The sequence below is a fragment of the Saccharicrinis sp. GN24d3 genome (assembly GCF_052400645.1).
Classification (GTDB): Bacteria; Bacteroidota; Bacteroidia; order Bacteroidales; family Marinilabiliaceae; genus Saccharicrinis.
This window is the reverse complement of the sequence record NZ_JBQTGI010000048.1, coordinates 1-16,783: the sequence shown is the minus strand read 5'-3', so window position 1 is coordinate 16,783 and position 16,783 is coordinate 1. Positions and strand designations below refer to the sequence as shown.

The following is a 16,783-nucleotide window of genomic DNA, read 5'->3' as shown; positions in this document are numbered from 1 at the left end:
ACTGACTTCAGTTAATCTCGCAAAAGTTACAGGGTGGTTAAACGTGCCAAAAGAACAACGAAAAGCGTTTTCTATGACTGATATTAAAACCATAAACCACAATATATTACAGCTGAATCTATTTTTTGATAAGTTCGGGTTGAATCCGAACTCACCAAAAAATATGAAAAGGGCTAACGAGCTCATATTTTACGGCACTATTGCCGCTTAATTTTTTAACGAACTATTGTAGTTATGAAGTATTTGTTAATAATTTTAATAATATCGGCATTGTCAGTAAGGTGTATGAAGGATACCCCAATTGTAAATGTAGTATATCCAGTGACTAATTTATTGGATGTAAAGTATAATCCTGATCGACCTATTCCAGCTACGAACCATATTCATACTGGTTTTTCAGATAAGGGAGCGTGGCATGGTTATTTTTTGCCGGCTGATTCATCCGAATGGGGTGGTTTTACCGGACCTTATATTATTGCCCGAGAATATCCGGTGTATCTGGCAAAAACCTTAAGTAGGTTAATTATCTTAAAAAAGGAGAAAGAATTATGGCAGGAATGTCCTTATGTACAGGCTGAAAAACTGGATTACTATCCAGGTAAGCTGGTACAGACACTACATACGGCTGATTTTAAGGTGGAGATACAGTTGAGTTATGCAACTACACGTTCGGCTTTGTTAACTTATCGTGTCGAAAATAAGTCAGTTAGCACGCAGGAGGTAAAGCTTCAATGGAAAGGGGAGACTTTACCTTATAAAGATGATCTTTGTTATACGATAAATGAGAATAGTATGGTGATCAATTTCAAGGGAATAAAAGAGATCTGGAATTATTTTTCTTCACCCGAACAGAGTTTCTCAATAGACTTTTCTGAACCGGTTAAAACTGATTTTAACGGTAACGTAATTGCATTTACCTTACCACGCTCAGTGATTCTTAAGGTAGGTGAAGATGTTGAAATATCACAGCAGCATTCCTTTTGCTTTACATATGCAGAAAGAGCATTAGAAAATAAAGAATCAGATCAGTTGTTATCAAATACTCATCAAATACATTTGGATAATGATGAGAGATGGAACTCAATAATAGAACGGGTTGTAGACAAGGTGGGCACTGATAAAGTGGCATTACAGACCGGTATGAAAGCACTGATAACACTTAATACGAACCGCAGATCACCGGCAGGTAGAATTAGGACAGAAGGAGTGGTGCCCAGTACCTTCTATAAATGGTTTAATGGCGTTTGGGCATGGGATTCATGGAAACATAGTGTTGGATTGGCACCTTATTTACCAGAGATAGCAAAAAACAACATTCGCAGTATGTTTGATTATCAGGTTTCTGTAAATGATAAAGATAGACCATGGGATGAGGGGATGATTCTGGATTGTATCTTTTATTACAATGATCATGATGGTTCGGGCAATTGGAACGAACGTAACTCAAAACCACCATTGGCTGCATGGGCTGTATGGAATGTATTTAAACATTCTGGTGATACTACCTTTGTTGCCGAGATGCTTCCTGACCTAATTAGATATCACAACTGGTTTTACCGTAATAGAGATCATGATAGAAATGGCATTTGCGAGTATGGTTGTACCATTCATCCTTTAAATAAAATCACCAGAGATGCAAAGGGTAATATGCATGACCATAGAATTGAAGCTGCTGCCTGGGAAGGGGGGGGGGATAATTTTATTCGTTTTGATGAGGATTTAGGAGTCAAGATGCTTGAGAATACTTATAACGGAAGGTTAGTCGGTTATAGCATGAATCAGGAGAGTGCTGATTTAAACGCCTTTCTTGTGGCTGAAAAAAAGTACCTGGCTAAAATGGCTGGCCTTTTAGGGCGTGAGGGTGAAGCCGAAATATACCTGAAAGAAGCAGAGAAAGTTTCCACCTTTATAAGGGAAAAGATGTTTGATGAAGATACAGGCTTCTTCTATGATATTGATATTTTTTCAAAAGAAACATTATCGGACAGGGGCAAAGGACCTGAGGGGTGGATTGTACTCTGGGCTCAGGTAGCAACACAAGAACAAGCTGTATCCATAAAAAATGCTTTAATGGATACCACACAATTTAATACAACCATACCGTTTCCTACGGCAGCTAAAAATAACCCCAGGTTTAACCCCAAAGGCTATTGGCGTGGTCCCGTGTGGATGAGTCCCGTTTGGTTTGGACTTAAAGGTTTAAAAAAATATAAGTTTGATGATGATGCAGCATTTTTAGCAAATAAAGTAATGTTCAATGCCGAAGGCCTGATTGAAAAGGGACAGCCCATAAGAGAAAATTATCATCCAATATCCGGGGAGGGATTAAGCTGTTATAATTTTAGTTGGTCATCTGCTCATACACTAATGATCTTAAATGAATTCAGAAGTCAACTGTTTGTTGTGGATAGTGCAAAGGTCAGATTTTGAATTAAATGCCTTGTACAAATTCTCTCAATTAGGCGCATCAATAAATCGGCAAGAAGATAAGTAGGCAGATCATGATAATATTGACTTTTGTTAACCCGCAATATGCATTAGAAATCCTGTTACGCAATTAAACTACTTCAAAACAAGGCGTTTCACGGAGTTGCTTCAACTCACCAGAGCGTTGCTATGCCTCGTTTCAGCAACTCCTTGTTTTATCGTATTTTAAATACTCATTACGTACCTCTAATACTTAATCCAGGGTTAATAACTCAAAACTTAATAAAATCATAATGTTTCATGATTTGTATACTTTATTTCACGATTTGAATCACCTTTTCAGATATTGCAATCCTTACTTTTACATAGGCGAAAGTACTAAACACAATATCTCATTTGGTGTGTTATGGGCTTATGGGGGTGTGTTGTTATTGATCGTTTGGTTGTTTGGCTATACTGAAAAGTAATAGCTGTTATAAGGATGTCTGTTTTAAAGACCTATCAACGTTTGGTTTGCACAGATAAAAAATAAGCAATCAGTCTTAGGGTATGAAATTTACTTAAAAAAAAAATAGGAAATAAATGGCATCAAATCGAAGATCATTTTTAAAAAACATGGCACTAGGAACAGGCGTCATCGCTTCAGCTCCCTTAGCTGGATGTAACACAAACCCTACAGAAGTAGAAGCTGTACCTCATATCAGGAAATCGGCAGAAAGAGTGCCTAAAATGAATTTTAACATGTGTGGTTATGCGGCACCCAAAATGGATACGGTTCGTGTGGGATTTGTAGGTATTGGTGACCGTGGTTCTGGTGCTGTAAAACGTATGACCTATATCGATGGGGTTGAAGTGACAGCACTCTGCGATATCCGTCAGGCCGCAGTGGATGGTGGACAAAAGATATTGAAGGATGCTGGTCTTGCGATGGCTAAAGAATTTGTTGGTGGGGATTTTGGTTTCAAGGAATTGTGCGAAAGTGGCCTGGTTGACCTTGTATACATCGCTACTCCATGGGAATGGCACGTGCCCGTTGCTATCGCAGCGATGGAAGGAGATAAGCATACTGCGGTAGAGGTTTCTACAGCTAAAACTATGGATGAGTGCTGGCAGATGGTAGAAACTTCGGAGCGCACACGTAAACATTGTGTCATTTTGGAGAACTGTTGCTATGATTTCTTTGAGATGTTGACTATCAGTATGGCACAACAAGGAGCTTTTGGAGATTTGATACATGGTGAGGGAGCCTATATCCACGACTTAGATTATTGGCATTTTAATAAGCCAAAAGATGAAAAAATGACAGATGGTGCCTATACAAAAATGTGGCGATTGCACGAGAATAAGCGCAAGGCCAATGTATACCCAACTCATGGTTTGGGACCAATATGTCAAGCTATGAATATTAACCGTGGCGACAAGATGGATTACCTGACTGCGATGATGTCTGATGATTTTACATTAAAACGACGCATTGCTGAAATGGCTAAGGAAGATTCTTTCTTCGAAAAGTTTGTAGGTTGGGAAATGCGGGGCAATATGGACATGCAAATGATCAAGACCAATATGGGGCGTACCATAATGATTCAGCACGACATAAGTTCGCCAAGACCCTATTCGCGTATTCACATGTTGAGTGGTACTAAATGTTTTGCTCAAAAGTGGCCACTAAAGCACATTGCTTTCGGACATGAAGTGGCTGATACTGCGAAAATGCAGGAACTGGAAGAGAAATATACACCGGAGATTATACGCAGAGTGGGAGCAATGGCCAAGCAAGTAGGTGGACATGGCGGAATGGACTTTGTAATGGACTGGCGTTTGATCGACTGCTTGCGCAATGGATTGCCAATGGATATGGATGTTTATGATGCTGCCGCCTGGAGTTGTATTACACCCCTAAGCGAGTGGTCTATTGCAAACAAATCGAGACCAATTGATATTCCTGATTTTACGAGGGGAGCATGGAAAACTAATAAGCCGATTGACTTGAGCATGAATGGTGCCGGTAGCACTGGCGTTCGCAACCTTAAGAAAGCCGACTCGAAAGGACAACTTAATGTTCATTAATTATTATGTGAGAAACGAATTAGGAAATGAAGAACTTTACAGTTAATATATTGCTCTTATTTATGGGATTAACAGCTGTTGATTCTCATGCAGAGCATTTAGAAAAGCAGACTTTAGACTGGGAGAATCCCAAAATGTTCGATCAGAACAAGGAAGCTCCACATGCAACTTTAATGCCCTTTGGTAGTGTGGAAGCGGCATTAAGCAAAAAAAGAAATCAATCAATTTATTATAAGAGTTTAAATGGGATATGGAAATTCAACTGGGTAAGAAAACCCGCTAATCGTCCGCAGGGCTTTTATAAAATCACTTACGATGTTTCTGCATGGGATGAGATTCCTGTGCCAGCTAACTGGGAGTTGGAAGGCTATGGGGTTCCAATTTATACTAACCATCAGTATGCTTTTGCCGACTACAGAGCTCCTGTTTCTGATGAGATAGAATTTGTAGATCGAATATACCCTAAGCATCCAGGTCAGGTGCCTCACGATTACAACCCGGTAGGTTCTTATCGACGTGATTTTACAATACCTGATAATTGGGATGGACGACAGGTATTCATTCAGTTTGGGGCTGTGAAATCGGCCATGTACCTCTGGATAAATGGTCATAAAGTCGGCTACAGCCAGGGAAGTAAAACCCCTGCCGAATGGGATATTACCAAATACCTGCAAAAGGGATCCAATACGCTTGCTGTAGAAGTGTACCGTTGGTCTGATGGATCGTATTTGGAATGTCAGGATTTTTGGAGAATTAGTGGCATCGAAAGAGATGTTTATTTGTATTCTACACCAAAGGTTCGCATTTTCGATTTCTTTGCTAAAGCGGATCTGGATTCTCAATATAAGCATGGTCGTTTTTCTTTGGATGTGGATTTGAAAAACCATGTTCGTCATTTGCGCTCAGGGAATTATGAGCTAGAGTATCGCTTGTTGGATGAAAACGGTCACCTGCTTGCCAAAGATTCACAAAAAGCTCTTATTAATAAGCAATCCGATTTTAGCTTAAGCTTCAACAAGGAGATTTTAAATCCTAAAAAGTGGACGGCTGAAACCCCGAATTTATACACGCTTGCTATTTTGCTGAAGGATAAGAAGGGAAATGTAACAGAAGCAGTGGCCTGTAAGGTGGGTTTTCGTAAAATTGAAATAAAAGAGGCCGTATTTTATATCAATGGCGTAGCAACGCTAATTAAGGGTGTGAATCGTCACGAGCACGATCAGTTTAAAGGTCATGTTGTGAGCGAGGAGGCTATGGTCAAAGAGATCAGCCTGATGAAACAATTTAATATTAATGCTGTCAGAACCTGTCATTATCCTAATGATGAGCGTTTCTATGAATTGTGTAACGAATATGGTTTGTATATCACCAACGAAGCCAATATTGAGTCGCATGGCATGTATTATGGCAAGTATTCACTGGCAAAAAATGCGGACTGGAAAGAAGCTCATCTGGATCGTAATATTCGCATGGTAGAACGCGATAAAAACCACCCTTCAGTTATTGTTTGGTCTATGGGGAATGAAGCCGGAGATGGTGAAAATTTCACGGCAGTGTACAAATGGATTAAAGAACGTGATCCTTCACGCCCAATTCATTACGAACGTGCTGTTATGGGACCCAATACAGATCTACACTGTCCGCAATATCCGGGAGCAGCCTATCTTAAAAAGTATGCATCCATGAAACAAACTAAACCCATGATCATTAGTGAATATTCACACGCTATGGGTAACAGCACGGGTAATCTGGTGGACTTGTGGGATGTAATTTACGATGAGAAGAATACGCAACTACAGGGAGGTTATATTTGGGATTGGATTGATCAGGCTTTGGTGAAGACCGATGAAAATGGACTTGACTTTTGGGCTTATGGTGGCGATTATGGTCCTGAAGGCACACCATCAGACAATAACTTTTTGGTCAACGGAATCATTTCTGCTGATTATACACCACATCCTGCACTATGGGAGGTTAAGTATGCCTATCAATATGTCAGATTCTATCCTGAAGACCTTGAAAAAGGAATTTTTAGAATTAAGAATTTCCATGATTTTATCGACCTGAAGGACTATCAAATTAGGTGGACCTTGTCAGCAAATGGAAATCCAATTGCCACAGAGGTTTTGAAAAACTTTAATCTGAAAGCCAGGGAAAGTGGACTGGTAAATCTTCCTCTTCCTGCCATTGAAGCAGAACCTGGCGTAGAATATTTTGTGGACTTTTCTGTGGAATTGCTTGTTGATAAACCATTCAGAACAAAAGGATTTGAAGTGGCTCATGATCAGTTTCTCTTACCCTTGTTTAAGAAGGTTGGCAAAGCTGATAAAACTTATCCTAAATTAAAATTGGTAGATGGTTTTCAACAGGTAAATATCGAGGGCGAAAATTTTGAGATTAGCTTCAATAAATCGAATGGGCTTCTTTCATCCTATGAAATCAATGGTGTAGAATTGATACAAAAAGGATTATCGCTTAATTTTTGGAGAGCCCCAAATGATAATGATAAAGGGAGTAATATGATTAAGCGTTTGGGTATTTGGCGCGAGGCTACAAATTCTCCTGAATTGCTTGAAATTCTAAGTTCTCAAACGAAGTCAGGTGAGCTTATTGTCAAAGCAAGCTACAAACTAGCACAAATACAATCTTCTCAGACTGTAGAATACAAGATCACCGGTGATGGAAAAATAGCCGTTAGCAGTTCCGTAAAGCTAGGAAATAAAGAACTACCGGATATGCCACGATTTGGAATGAGACTGGACTTACCCGTTCATTTTGATAATCTGGAATATTTTGGTCGTGGTCCTTACGAGAACTATCTGGATCGAAATAAGGGTGCTTTTGTGGGACTATACAAAAGCAAGGTAGCCGATCAGTATTTTAAATACGTTCGTCCTCAGGAGAATGGCTACAAAACTGGAGTGCGTTGGTTTGAGTTGAAAAATGAAAACGGGCAGGGTATACGTGTTAGCGGACAGCCACAGCTTGGTTTCTCGGTACACCACAACCCGCTTGAAGATTTTGATCAGTTGACGCATAAAGATTTCCGTCACACCAACGACATTGTTAAGAAAGACGGGGTTTTTATAAACCTTGATTTGAAGATGATGGGTGTGGCAGGAGACAATTCATGGGCAGCAAGGCCATATCCGGAATATTCGGTGTCGGCTCAGGATTACGAGTTTCACTTTTCGATAGAACCGGTTTTTTAGTTCGTTTTTTTGTTGGTCATATTTAGGTGCACTTAAGTTGAGATGGTTTTTATAAAACTGATTCTCAATTTAAGTGCACTTTTTTTTTTCTTGTTTTAAAGCGATATTTTTTGTGCTTGGAAAAGTGCCATAGTGAATCGGACTGCAGAAAAAAGTGTTTTTTGAAAATCTATTCCTATTGCGTACGCAGATAGGTATACTTCATGATTTGTATACCTTATTTCACGATTTCATTCCCCTATGTAAGTCTGATCAATCCTACTTTTGCTTATTAGAAATCACTGAATAAAGTATTCATTTTTAATAGCAAATTAGTAACTGATGAAAAAAATAAAATTATTAATTCTGTTGATATGCCTAGTAGCAACAGCAGCAATGGCTCAGAATATAAACATTGTTCCACAGGTATTAGAACTTGAAAATGTAGAAGGCCATTTTGTAATGACATCAAAAACAAAGATTGTTACAGATGAAAGCAACTATACAAATGCAATTTATTTACAAGAGATTCTTGGAACAGTTTTTATTGAGAAGCTAAATATTAAGAAAAAGGGAAAAAAAGGCCTTGTTCTTAAGCTTGAACAAAATCTGATGGAAGAACTTGGGGAAGAAGGTTATCTTCTTAAAATTGGAAAGGAAGCAATTCATATTACTGCTCCAAGTCAGGCTGGTGTTTTTTATGGCATACAGTCATTAAGACAGATGCTTCCCGTTAATCAAAAAATGAAGATTCATGAATTTTCTCTCTCCGCTGTTGAAATCAAGGATAAGCCTCGATTTAGTTGGAGATCTTTTATGTTGGATGAGGCTCGATATTTTAAAGGAATGGAGCAAGTGAAAAAATTGCTTGATCAGATGGCCTTACTGAAAATGAATGTCTTTCACTGGCACTTAACCGATGATCAGGGATGGAGAATAGAAATAAAAAAATACCCGGAACTTACTGAAATAGGTTCATATCGTTCAGATTCTCAGATTGGAGGTTGGGATAGTAAAGAACGATCAGGAAAAGCTCATAGTGGTTTCTATACGCAGGAACAGATAAAGGAAATTATTGCATACGCCACCCAGAGACAAATTACCATTGTGCCTGAGATTGAAATGCCTGGTCATGCATCAGCAGCCATAGCAGCTTATCCATGGTTGGGAACCATTGGGGAGTTAAAAGAGGTTCCAGTTGTGTTTGGGAAATTGCCGGATTCATACGATGTTACGAATCCTAAGGTTTATGAGTTTATCGAAGATGTCCTCTCTGAGGTAATGGCGCTTTTCCCAGGAAAGACGGTTCATATAGGTGGTGATGAGGTGAAATTTGGGGCCTGGAAAGAATCAGAAAAGGTTCAAGAGTTTATGAAAAAGAATGGCTTGGGCACTCCTGCCGATTTGCAGATTTTCTTTACTAATAAGGTTTCCAATTTTATCGATAAAAAGGAACATCGAATGATGGGTTGGAATGAGATTCTTGGAGGAAATGTACATGAATGGCAAAAGGCCGAAGATGTTGAGGTAAAGGAGAAATTGGCTACCAGTGCAATTATCCATTTCTGGAAAGGGAATCTTAACCTAGTTAAAGAAGCCGTGATAAATGGGTATGATATTGTGAATTCACATCATATCTATACCTACCTCGATTATTCACATAACTATATTCCTATTGAAAAGGCTTACGCCTTCGATCCAATTCCGGAAGGCCTTGATGAAAAATTCCATGCGAAAGTATTGGGTAGTGGTTGTCAGATGTGGGGCGAATGGATTCCTGAGATAAGTGATATGGATAGAATGATATTTCCACGTTTAGCGGCTTATGCCGAAGTGGGATGGACTGCTGTAAAACAAAAGAATTTTGAAGTTTTCCGTTCGAATCTGGAACGTTTTATAAAAGAATGGAAAAAAGAAGGAATAAACTGTGCTGAGAAGTTTGATAAAGAGGATTTTAAATTATAGTTAGTTAGATGTTTGTGTTGTTTGATTAATGTCTTGTAGAATTTATTTTAAAGTAAAAAAATAAGTAATGAAAAATTGGTTCAGTTTTATATTAGTTGCCGTTTTGTTTAATAGTTGTGATTTGATTCCTGATAAATGGATAGGAAAAAAAGAGGATAAGGTTCAAATACCAAAGATTGCTGGTCAGTGGCAACATATTTTTAATCCTAATGATACCCGTTCTGAAATTGATACGACATGGTATACTAATGACCATTGTTTTACCAAGGGCCCCAATGGGAAATGGCATGCTTATGGAATTATCGGCCATAAACCTATTAATCCATGGAAAGGGGAAACCCGGCTTTTTCATATTTCTGCTGATAATTTTTCACGAGAAAAGTGGGAGGATCATGATTATGCCTTGGAAACTAAACCTGGGGTAGAGCGGGTTTTATGGGCTCCTCATGTTTTTCATGAGAAGGGTAGTGACTCCTGGCATCTGTTTTATAATATTGGTAACCGACAAGAAAATGCGCCTACCTATGCCAGCTGGGGACAACTTTGCAGGGCCGATTCTAAAAATATGTTCAAGTGGGACAGACATCCTTTAAACCCATTGTTTAGCGACCCGGGACATGCACGTGATTCCTATATTCTTAAAGCTAATGACATTTACTACTACTATTATACCAGGACTTTTAATGAAATAGATCTGCGTTCATGTGTTGCAGTACGTACAAGTCCTGACCTGAAGCATTGGAGTGGTCCTAAAATAGTTCACACGCAAGCCTTGAGATGTAACCATGGAGGAGACGGGGAAAGTCCTTTTGTCGTTGAAAAGGATGGTCTGTACTATTTGTTTATTTGCCGTGCTATGACTGCTTACAATCAAACCCATGTCTATTGGTCAGAAGATCCTATCCATTTCCCTAATGAAAATCTGGTTTGTGAATTGCCTACTCATGCCTCTGAAATAATCCAGGTTTCAGATGATGAATGGTATATTTCAAACACGGGATGGGATAAAAAAGGCTTGTTTGTCGCCCGGCTTAAATGGACGAATAAATAAGTAGCTCTAAGACTTGAAAGTGCCAGTAAGATTATTGTTGTAAAGATTGGCCATATGTATTAAGTCTCATAATGAGATTTTAAATTTGGCAGCTATTCATTGATATGAGTATACCGCTGTATTGTCAAGAGAATATATGTCTTGATTCGACAGATAATAATAATTCCGCAAAAAAGGAGCGGTTTTTAATTTTGTAATTTATCAGAGTATATGAAACTAAACTTTAAAATTAACCCTACAATTAGAGAAATTCGTCCATTTCTAACGTTATTCCTTGGATTATTCATTTTTGCATTTGGATGGACTGGCTTTCTAATCCCATCAGAAATTATTGGTGGTGGTTTTAGTGGAATTGCAGCTATCATTTACTTTATTTTCAAAATACCGGTAGGTATCAGTTTCTCAGCATTGAATTTCATAATAATAATAATATCTATTAGACTATTAGGGGTTAGTTTTGGAGTTAAAACAATTATCTCAGTTATTATTCTGTCTATCTTTTTTGGAGTGTTGCAAGTGTCCATACAAGAACCTTTAGTAAAAGATCAGTTGATGGCAACCATTATTGGTGGAATATTTTATGGAATTGGTGTTGGATTAATTTTTATAGCAGGGGGCAGCACTGGTGGAACAGATATAATTGCAATGATGGTAAATAAACATCATAACATAGGGCCTGGACAAGTATTATTGTATTGCGACATCTTAATTATTGGAGCAACATACTTCGTATTTAAAGATATTGAAAAGATCATTTATGGCTTATCTGCAATGGTTGTTGCCTCTTATACTATTGATATGGTTCTAACCGGGAGAAAACAGTCTGTTCAAATGATTGTTATAACAAGTAATTATAGCAGCATTTTTGAAAGAGTTAATTTAGAAATTAAGGGATGTGCTACCATAATTAATGATATTTGTCACACATCCAATATGAATTCAAAAATTGTAATGATTTTTGTAAGAAAGAATGAGACAAAAAAAATTATTCGAATAATAAAAGAAATTGATCAAACAGCTTTTATATCTCAAGGTACCGTTATGGGACTTCATTGAAATAACTAAGTGATCTTTATAAATTTCAGTTATTGGGGATGGTTATTGTATTATTATATTTATCTGTTTAAAAAAGAAGACAGTTTCATCATGTTAGAAATTTTTGTAATTTTATAAGGACGAAAATTCATGAATACAAGCAAACGACAAGGTATTGGTTACAAAATAGGAAAGGTAAAATGATTTAAGAGCATTGTTAAATGAGGAATCTGATATTAGTATTGATACTTATTTGTCAGTGTTATGTGGCAAAGGCTGTATCTGTGGAGTTGGACTTGATGCATTGGGATGTTTCCTCTGGATTACCTGACGATGATATTACCTGTTTTGCTCAGGATGACAAAGGGTTTATTTGGATTGGGACAGTTAAAGGGCTGGTTCGTTTCGATGGTCATAATTTTATACTTTTCGACTTACCTCAGACATCGCAAAGTGAGCTGTTAGCAAGAATTTATTCCAGGGATAAAGAGCTTGTACTTGTCACCAATAAACAAACCTGTTACTTATTCGATACTGAGTATCTGAAATTTACTAAAATAGATGGGGCCGATCCGAGGTATGAAGATTTGTGTTGGGCAGGTCGGAATTTGTTTCTACGAGGACAGACACCAGCTTCAAACGATTCGATTTATATCAATGAAGAAGGCGCCCTTTTTGTAGGAGGAAAAACCTTATCAGGAAAATACCATGCAGCGTTTAAAGCTTCCACGGGTAGGTTATGGCTTGGGCCAAGCGAAGGCCTTAGTTATTTAAATGATAGTGGCTTTGGTGTAACTTCTGTTGGGCAACTGTCATTGATGCCCAGAGTGAAGGTCGATCTTATTACCGAAGGGGAGGATGGCAAAATTTGGTTTGCCATGGATCTTGGGGGAATTGGTTTTTGGGATAACAACAAACAAGAATTGATCACTGCAAAAAATGTGGTAACGATTCCCACTGTGAAGAATGGTTATCAGGTGTTATCCGATTTAATAGGCTTTGATATTACCTCCCTTTTCTTTGATAATAACGGTAACCTTTGGATAGGAACCAAGCGAAATGGGATGTTCAGAGTTAGGTTTACGCATGAATTTTTTCAACACTTTAAGTTTGACTATCGATCATCAACAGGTTTGGCCCATTTGGATATTAGTTTTCCATTAAGCATGAGTAATGGTGATATTTGGTTAGGGACCTGGGGGGAAGGGGTTAATTTGCTGAAAAAAGAAGATCTGAATATTGCGAATCCCAATTTTGTGACTTTTTCTCCTCAAGCAGGAATAAGGGGGGCTATTCAGCAAGGAGATATTTACCCTTTACTTGAAGATCACAGTGGTAATTTATGGATGGGAACCTACGGTAAAGGGATACATTTTCTCAGTAAAAAGAACAGAACAACGGGAAATTATTGGTTTAAAAATTATTCTGAGATAAGACCTGGTAAATTTTTTGATCCGATTTCGGCTTTATGTGAAGATAAGTCGGGAGGAATATGGGCTGGAACAATAAGAGGGCTATATCAATTTGACTCTTCGAAAGATAAATTTCAGGCTCTTAATGATGATTGTAAAGATCTTCTTTTTCTAAAAGATAAGTATATTTTATGGCTTTATGAAGGACGGGAATCAGAGCTTTGGATTTCAACAGCTTCCGATGGTCTGTTTTTGTGGGACAGGAAGAAAAAAAATCTTAAACAATTCCGAACAGGCGATACCAGAAGTTTAAGTGGGATTCGCGGTGGTATTTTTATGAATGACTCTGCCATGTGGTTTGCAGGTGCAAATGGCATATTTCATTTTAATCCGAAAACGGATCAATTTTTATCTCTAAGTAAGAATGTTGTGTTGCCTTCAAATTACATTGAATCGATGCTTTTAGGCGATGATAGTCGTTTGTGGATGGGGACAAAAAAGGGCTTGTTGGCACTTGATCCGGATACTCGCAAGTTTGAGGTTTTTCATATGCATGGAGGAGGCTTGAGTAATAGTTTTACCCAGGGTGTATCAAAAGATGAGAAGGGGTATATGTATTTTGGCAGTAGAAATGGCTTTTATCGTTTTCATCCCTCCGAGTTAAATGTGAAAAAGAAAGAGGTGACTGTTATCCTTACTGATCTGAAGATTCACGGAAAGTCTTTCCGGAATGATTCTGTTTTGTTTTTCAGGTATTTAAAAGGGAAAGACATTTCATCAATCAATCATCTGAACCTGAAGTATAATCAAAATACTATTACCATTGGATATAGCAATATGGATTTTTCTCCAAATGATGTTCATGAATACGAAGTTCACCTAGAGGGTGAAGAGGATAGTTGGTCCGGAACATTCGATAGCTATCAAACTTGGAGTAAATTGCGATCTGGGAATTATATTTTCCATGTAAAACTTAAAGGACAGGAACAGGAGACAGTCCTCCCCATAAGCATAGCCTCTCCCTGGTGGAAGACAACGTGGTTTTATATAAGTCTTTTCTTGTTTTCGTCGTTTGTTTTAACACTTTTATTGTTGCTGGTAAATAAGAGGGTAATTGCAAAGGAAAAACTACATCAAAAAGAGACATATGATCGACTTCGGTTTCGTTTCTTCTTAAATGTGTCTCATGAAATTCGTACTCCTCTTACCTTGATAAAGGGTGGCGTTGATCGCATGATTGAACACGGTGCAGTGAGGAATGAATTTGCTGCAGAGATGGAGCGGGTAGCAAAAAATACGGAACGATTAACCCGGTTGGTTAATGAAGTCCTGGATTTAAAAAATATTGAAAACAAAAATGTATCAGTAAAAAATCATGAGTTTAATCTGAAAGAATTTTTAGTGGCTTCAGTTGATGTATTTAAGTTGCGCGACGATAGATGCAGACTGGTATTGAAGATGCCAAAATCACCGGTATGGATTGTTTCGGACAGGGAAATGATAGAGACCATTATATATAACCTTTTATCTAACGCATTTAAATACTCACCCCAGAATTCCGACATTATTGTGGAGCTAAATCATGAGAAAAATGAAAAGGCGTGGATTAAAGTAACAGATCATGGATCTGGCATTAGAAAAGAAGACCAGCAAAGGATCTTTGAACGGTTTTATCGTTCGGAGAATCAAATGCAGTCAGGCACCGGAATAGGGTTGGCTTTGGTAAAACAATATGCCGACCTATTAGGAGGATCTGTTAAGGTTGACAGTGAACTCGGGCAGGGAAGTACATTTACCTTATTCATCCCTGATAAAAGGGAAAAAGAAAAATTAGCTATTGAGAAAGAAAAGAGACATGTATTGTCTTCCAAAATAGCTGACGATCGTCCTGTTTTAGTAATAGTTGATGACCATCCGGATATTAGAGATTTTGTTAGGGAGATATTTGTAAATGAATACCTTGTTTTTGAAGCAATAGATGGAAAAAATGGATTAGCGTTAATAAAGGAGAAAAGTCCCGATCTGATCATATCTGATGTGATGATGCCCGAAATGAATGGTTATGAACTGTGTGAAGCGATACGTAGCGATATAGCTATCTCCCATATTCCAATAGTATTGCTAACTGCAAAAACAGATGAAGAAGCGCAAATGAGCGCATTTGCCTCCAGTGCGGATGCCTTTATCAATAAACCGTTTAATCAGAAAATTCTAAAAATAAGAGTGGATAAACTGATCGAACAGCGCAAAAAACTTATTCAGAAGTATGGTGATAAACCAGAGGAAACAACCATGGTGTTGGCAACTACTCAGTTAGATAAGGAGTTCGTTGAAAAGATGGAAACCATATTAATGGAGAGAATAGAAGATGTTGACTTTAATGTGGAAGAACTCGCTTCGCAAATGGCCATGAGTACCTCGGGACTTTATCGGAAGATTAAAGCTTTAACATCAAAATCACCGGTTGAATATATTCGCATTCACCGATTAAAAGAGGCTGCCAAACTGCTTAAAGAAACAACATTCTCTGTTACCGAAGTATCAGAGAAGACAGGTTTTTCGAACCAAAAATATTTTTCAAAGTGTTTTAAACATCAATTCAATATCACACCTCTGAATTATCGCAAAAAAGGATAGGGTTTATTGCGATTTTAGTAAATCGTAGTCGTTATTCTATTTTTGTATGATGAGCCGATTACTAATGGAAAATAAACCGATTTAGTAATCGGCTCATTTTAATTAGTCAGAACTGAAAAAGTAACACATTTTGAGATTCTATGTTTTTTAATAATGGTGGTTTTCTGAAAAATAAGATTTGGAAAATTGCAAAAAGAATCTGCTCTTTAATTCTATTGAGCATTTTCTTTAAATTGAATCCAGTTCCAGCTAAAATGGTGTTGATTTTGTCACCATCAACACCTTTTAAATAATTTCTCAACATTCTGTGATCATGTTTGCTGTGACCGATAATAGGTTCTATGCCTGCCCTTGCCCTGAAACGTTTTCTCGCTTTTTGTTTTTGGTATTGATTATTTCCATTTTTAGGAACTGTTGGGGATATTATTTGAACACCGTCAACATTCTTTTTCCCTCGATATCCTCTGTCTACGATTCCAACTTTGGGTCGGCTTTCTGTTAAGTATTCTGTTTGCTTTAGATGTTCCTTAAGGGTATGTCAATCATAGAGATTATTTTCAAAAGCAATAGCTCCAACTACAATTTTTGTGGTTTTGTTTACTACTACAATACCCGATTTATTTGCGAACTCAAAATTCTTTGCTTCTTTTCCTTTTGCAATGCAGCTCATCTCCGGCTCAAGAATGCTATAAATTTTGTTTTGATCTGCTTTTGTTGGGTTAAAATTTTCTTGAGTATGACCAATATTCTTTCGTATTTTAATTTTTGTTACGGATTAACCCAGAAAATTCATTGTGAGGTTGCAAAAATGGGTGTAAAGTGTTATTTTAGAGTTGATTAGAATCAAAAACAACACTTTTAGCTACACCCAAAAATGAGCAATAAAGATACAGTATTTTATAGACAACACTTCGTTATAAAGTGATATAAAACATTGATTATCAATAAAATAAGCAGTTAAATTATTTGTTTAAATCCCTGGTAATCAGTATCTT

The 16,783-nt window shown here is 37.6% G+C and carries 8 protein-coding genes; all 8 read left to right on the top strand.

Annotated features, from left to right (window positions below):
• A partial coding sequence (locus ACT29I_RS25060) for a hypothetical protein (RefSeq protein ID WP_444794771.1) occupies positions 1 to 211 on the top strand: 211 nt, incomplete at its 5' end.
• Positions 212 to 234: 23 nt separating this feature from the next.
• Positions 235 to 2,430: an MGH1-like glycoside hydrolase domain-containing protein gene (locus ACT29I_RS25055; RefSeq protein WP_444794770.1), complete on the top strand. Its 2,196-nt coding sequence runs from the start codon at positions 235 to 237 to the stop codon at positions 2,428 to 2,430.
• 612 nt (positions 2,431 to 3,042) lie between these two features.
• The gene (locus ACT29I_RS25050) at positions 3,043 to 4,497 is read left to right on the top strand and encodes a Gfo/Idh/MocA family protein (protein WP_444794769.1); all 1,455 of its coding nucleotides are present in this window, start codon (positions 3,043 to 3,045) and stop codon (positions 4,495 to 4,497) included.
• A 26-nt stretch (positions 4,498 to 4,523) separates the two neighbouring features.
• Positions 4,524 to 7,709, top strand: coding sequence for a glycoside hydrolase family 2 TIM barrel-domain containing protein (locus ACT29I_RS25045; RefSeq protein WP_444794768.1), 3,186 nt, complete (start codon positions 4,524 to 4,526; stop codon positions 7,707 to 7,709).
• 321 nt (positions 7,710 to 8,030) lie between these two features.
• The gene (locus ACT29I_RS25040) at positions 8,031 to 9,653 is read left to right on the top strand and encodes a beta-N-acetylhexosaminidase (RefSeq protein ID WP_444794767.1); all 1,623 of its coding nucleotides are present in this window, start codon (positions 8,031 to 8,033) and stop codon (positions 9,651 to 9,653) included.
• Between the two features lie 67 nt (positions 9,654 to 9,720).
• Complete coding sequence (locus ACT29I_RS25035) at positions 9,721 to 10,704, top strand: hypothetical protein (RefSeq protein ID WP_444794766.1); 984 nt, start codon at positions 9,721 to 9,723, stop codon at positions 10,702 to 10,704.
• Positions 10,705 to 10,914: 210 nt separating this feature from the next.
• The gene (locus tag ACT29I_RS25030; RefSeq protein WP_444794765.1) at positions 10,915 to 11,760 is read left to right on the top strand and encodes a YitT family protein; all 846 of its coding nucleotides are present in this window, start codon (positions 10,915 to 10,917) and stop codon (positions 11,758 to 11,760) included.
• 200 nt (positions 11,761 to 11,960) lie between these two features.
• Positions 11,961 to 15,788, top strand: coding sequence for a hybrid sensor histidine kinase/response regulator transcription factor (locus ACT29I_RS25025; RefSeq protein WP_444794764.1), 3,828 nt, complete (start codon positions 11,961 to 11,963; stop codon positions 15,786 to 15,788).
• The last annotated feature ends 995 nt before the right edge of the window (positions 15,789 to 16,783 follow it).

Excerpts from the sequence above, each read along its gene's own strand:
- ACT29I_RS25030 (WP_444794765.1), top strand. The coding sequence starts at position 10,915 with ATGAAACTAAACTTTAAAATTAACCCTACAATTAGAGAAATTCGTCCA.
- ACT29I_RS25040 (WP_444794767.1), top strand. The coding sequence starts at position 8,031 with ATGAAAAAAATAAAATTATTAATTCTGTTGATATGCCTAGTAGCAACA.
- ACT29I_RS25050 (WP_444794769.1), top strand. The coding sequence starts at position 3,043 with ATGGCACTAGGAACAGGCGTCATCGCTTCAGCTCCCTTAGCTGGATGT.
- ACT29I_RS25045 (WP_444794768.1), top strand. The coding sequence starts at position 4,524 with ATGAAGAACTTTACAGTTAATATATTGCTCTTATTTATGGGATTAACA.
- ACT29I_RS25055 (WP_444794770.1), top strand. The coding sequence starts at position 235 with ATGAAGTATTTGTTAATAATTTTAATAATATCGGCATTGTCAGTAAGG.
- ACT29I_RS25025 (WP_444794764.1), top strand. The coding sequence starts at position 11,961 with ATGAGGAATCTGATATTAGTATTGATACTTATTTGTCAGTGTTATGTG.
- ACT29I_RS25035 (WP_444794766.1), top strand. The coding sequence starts at position 9,721 with ATGAAAAATTGGTTCAGTTTTATATTAGTTGCCGTTTTGTTTAATAGT.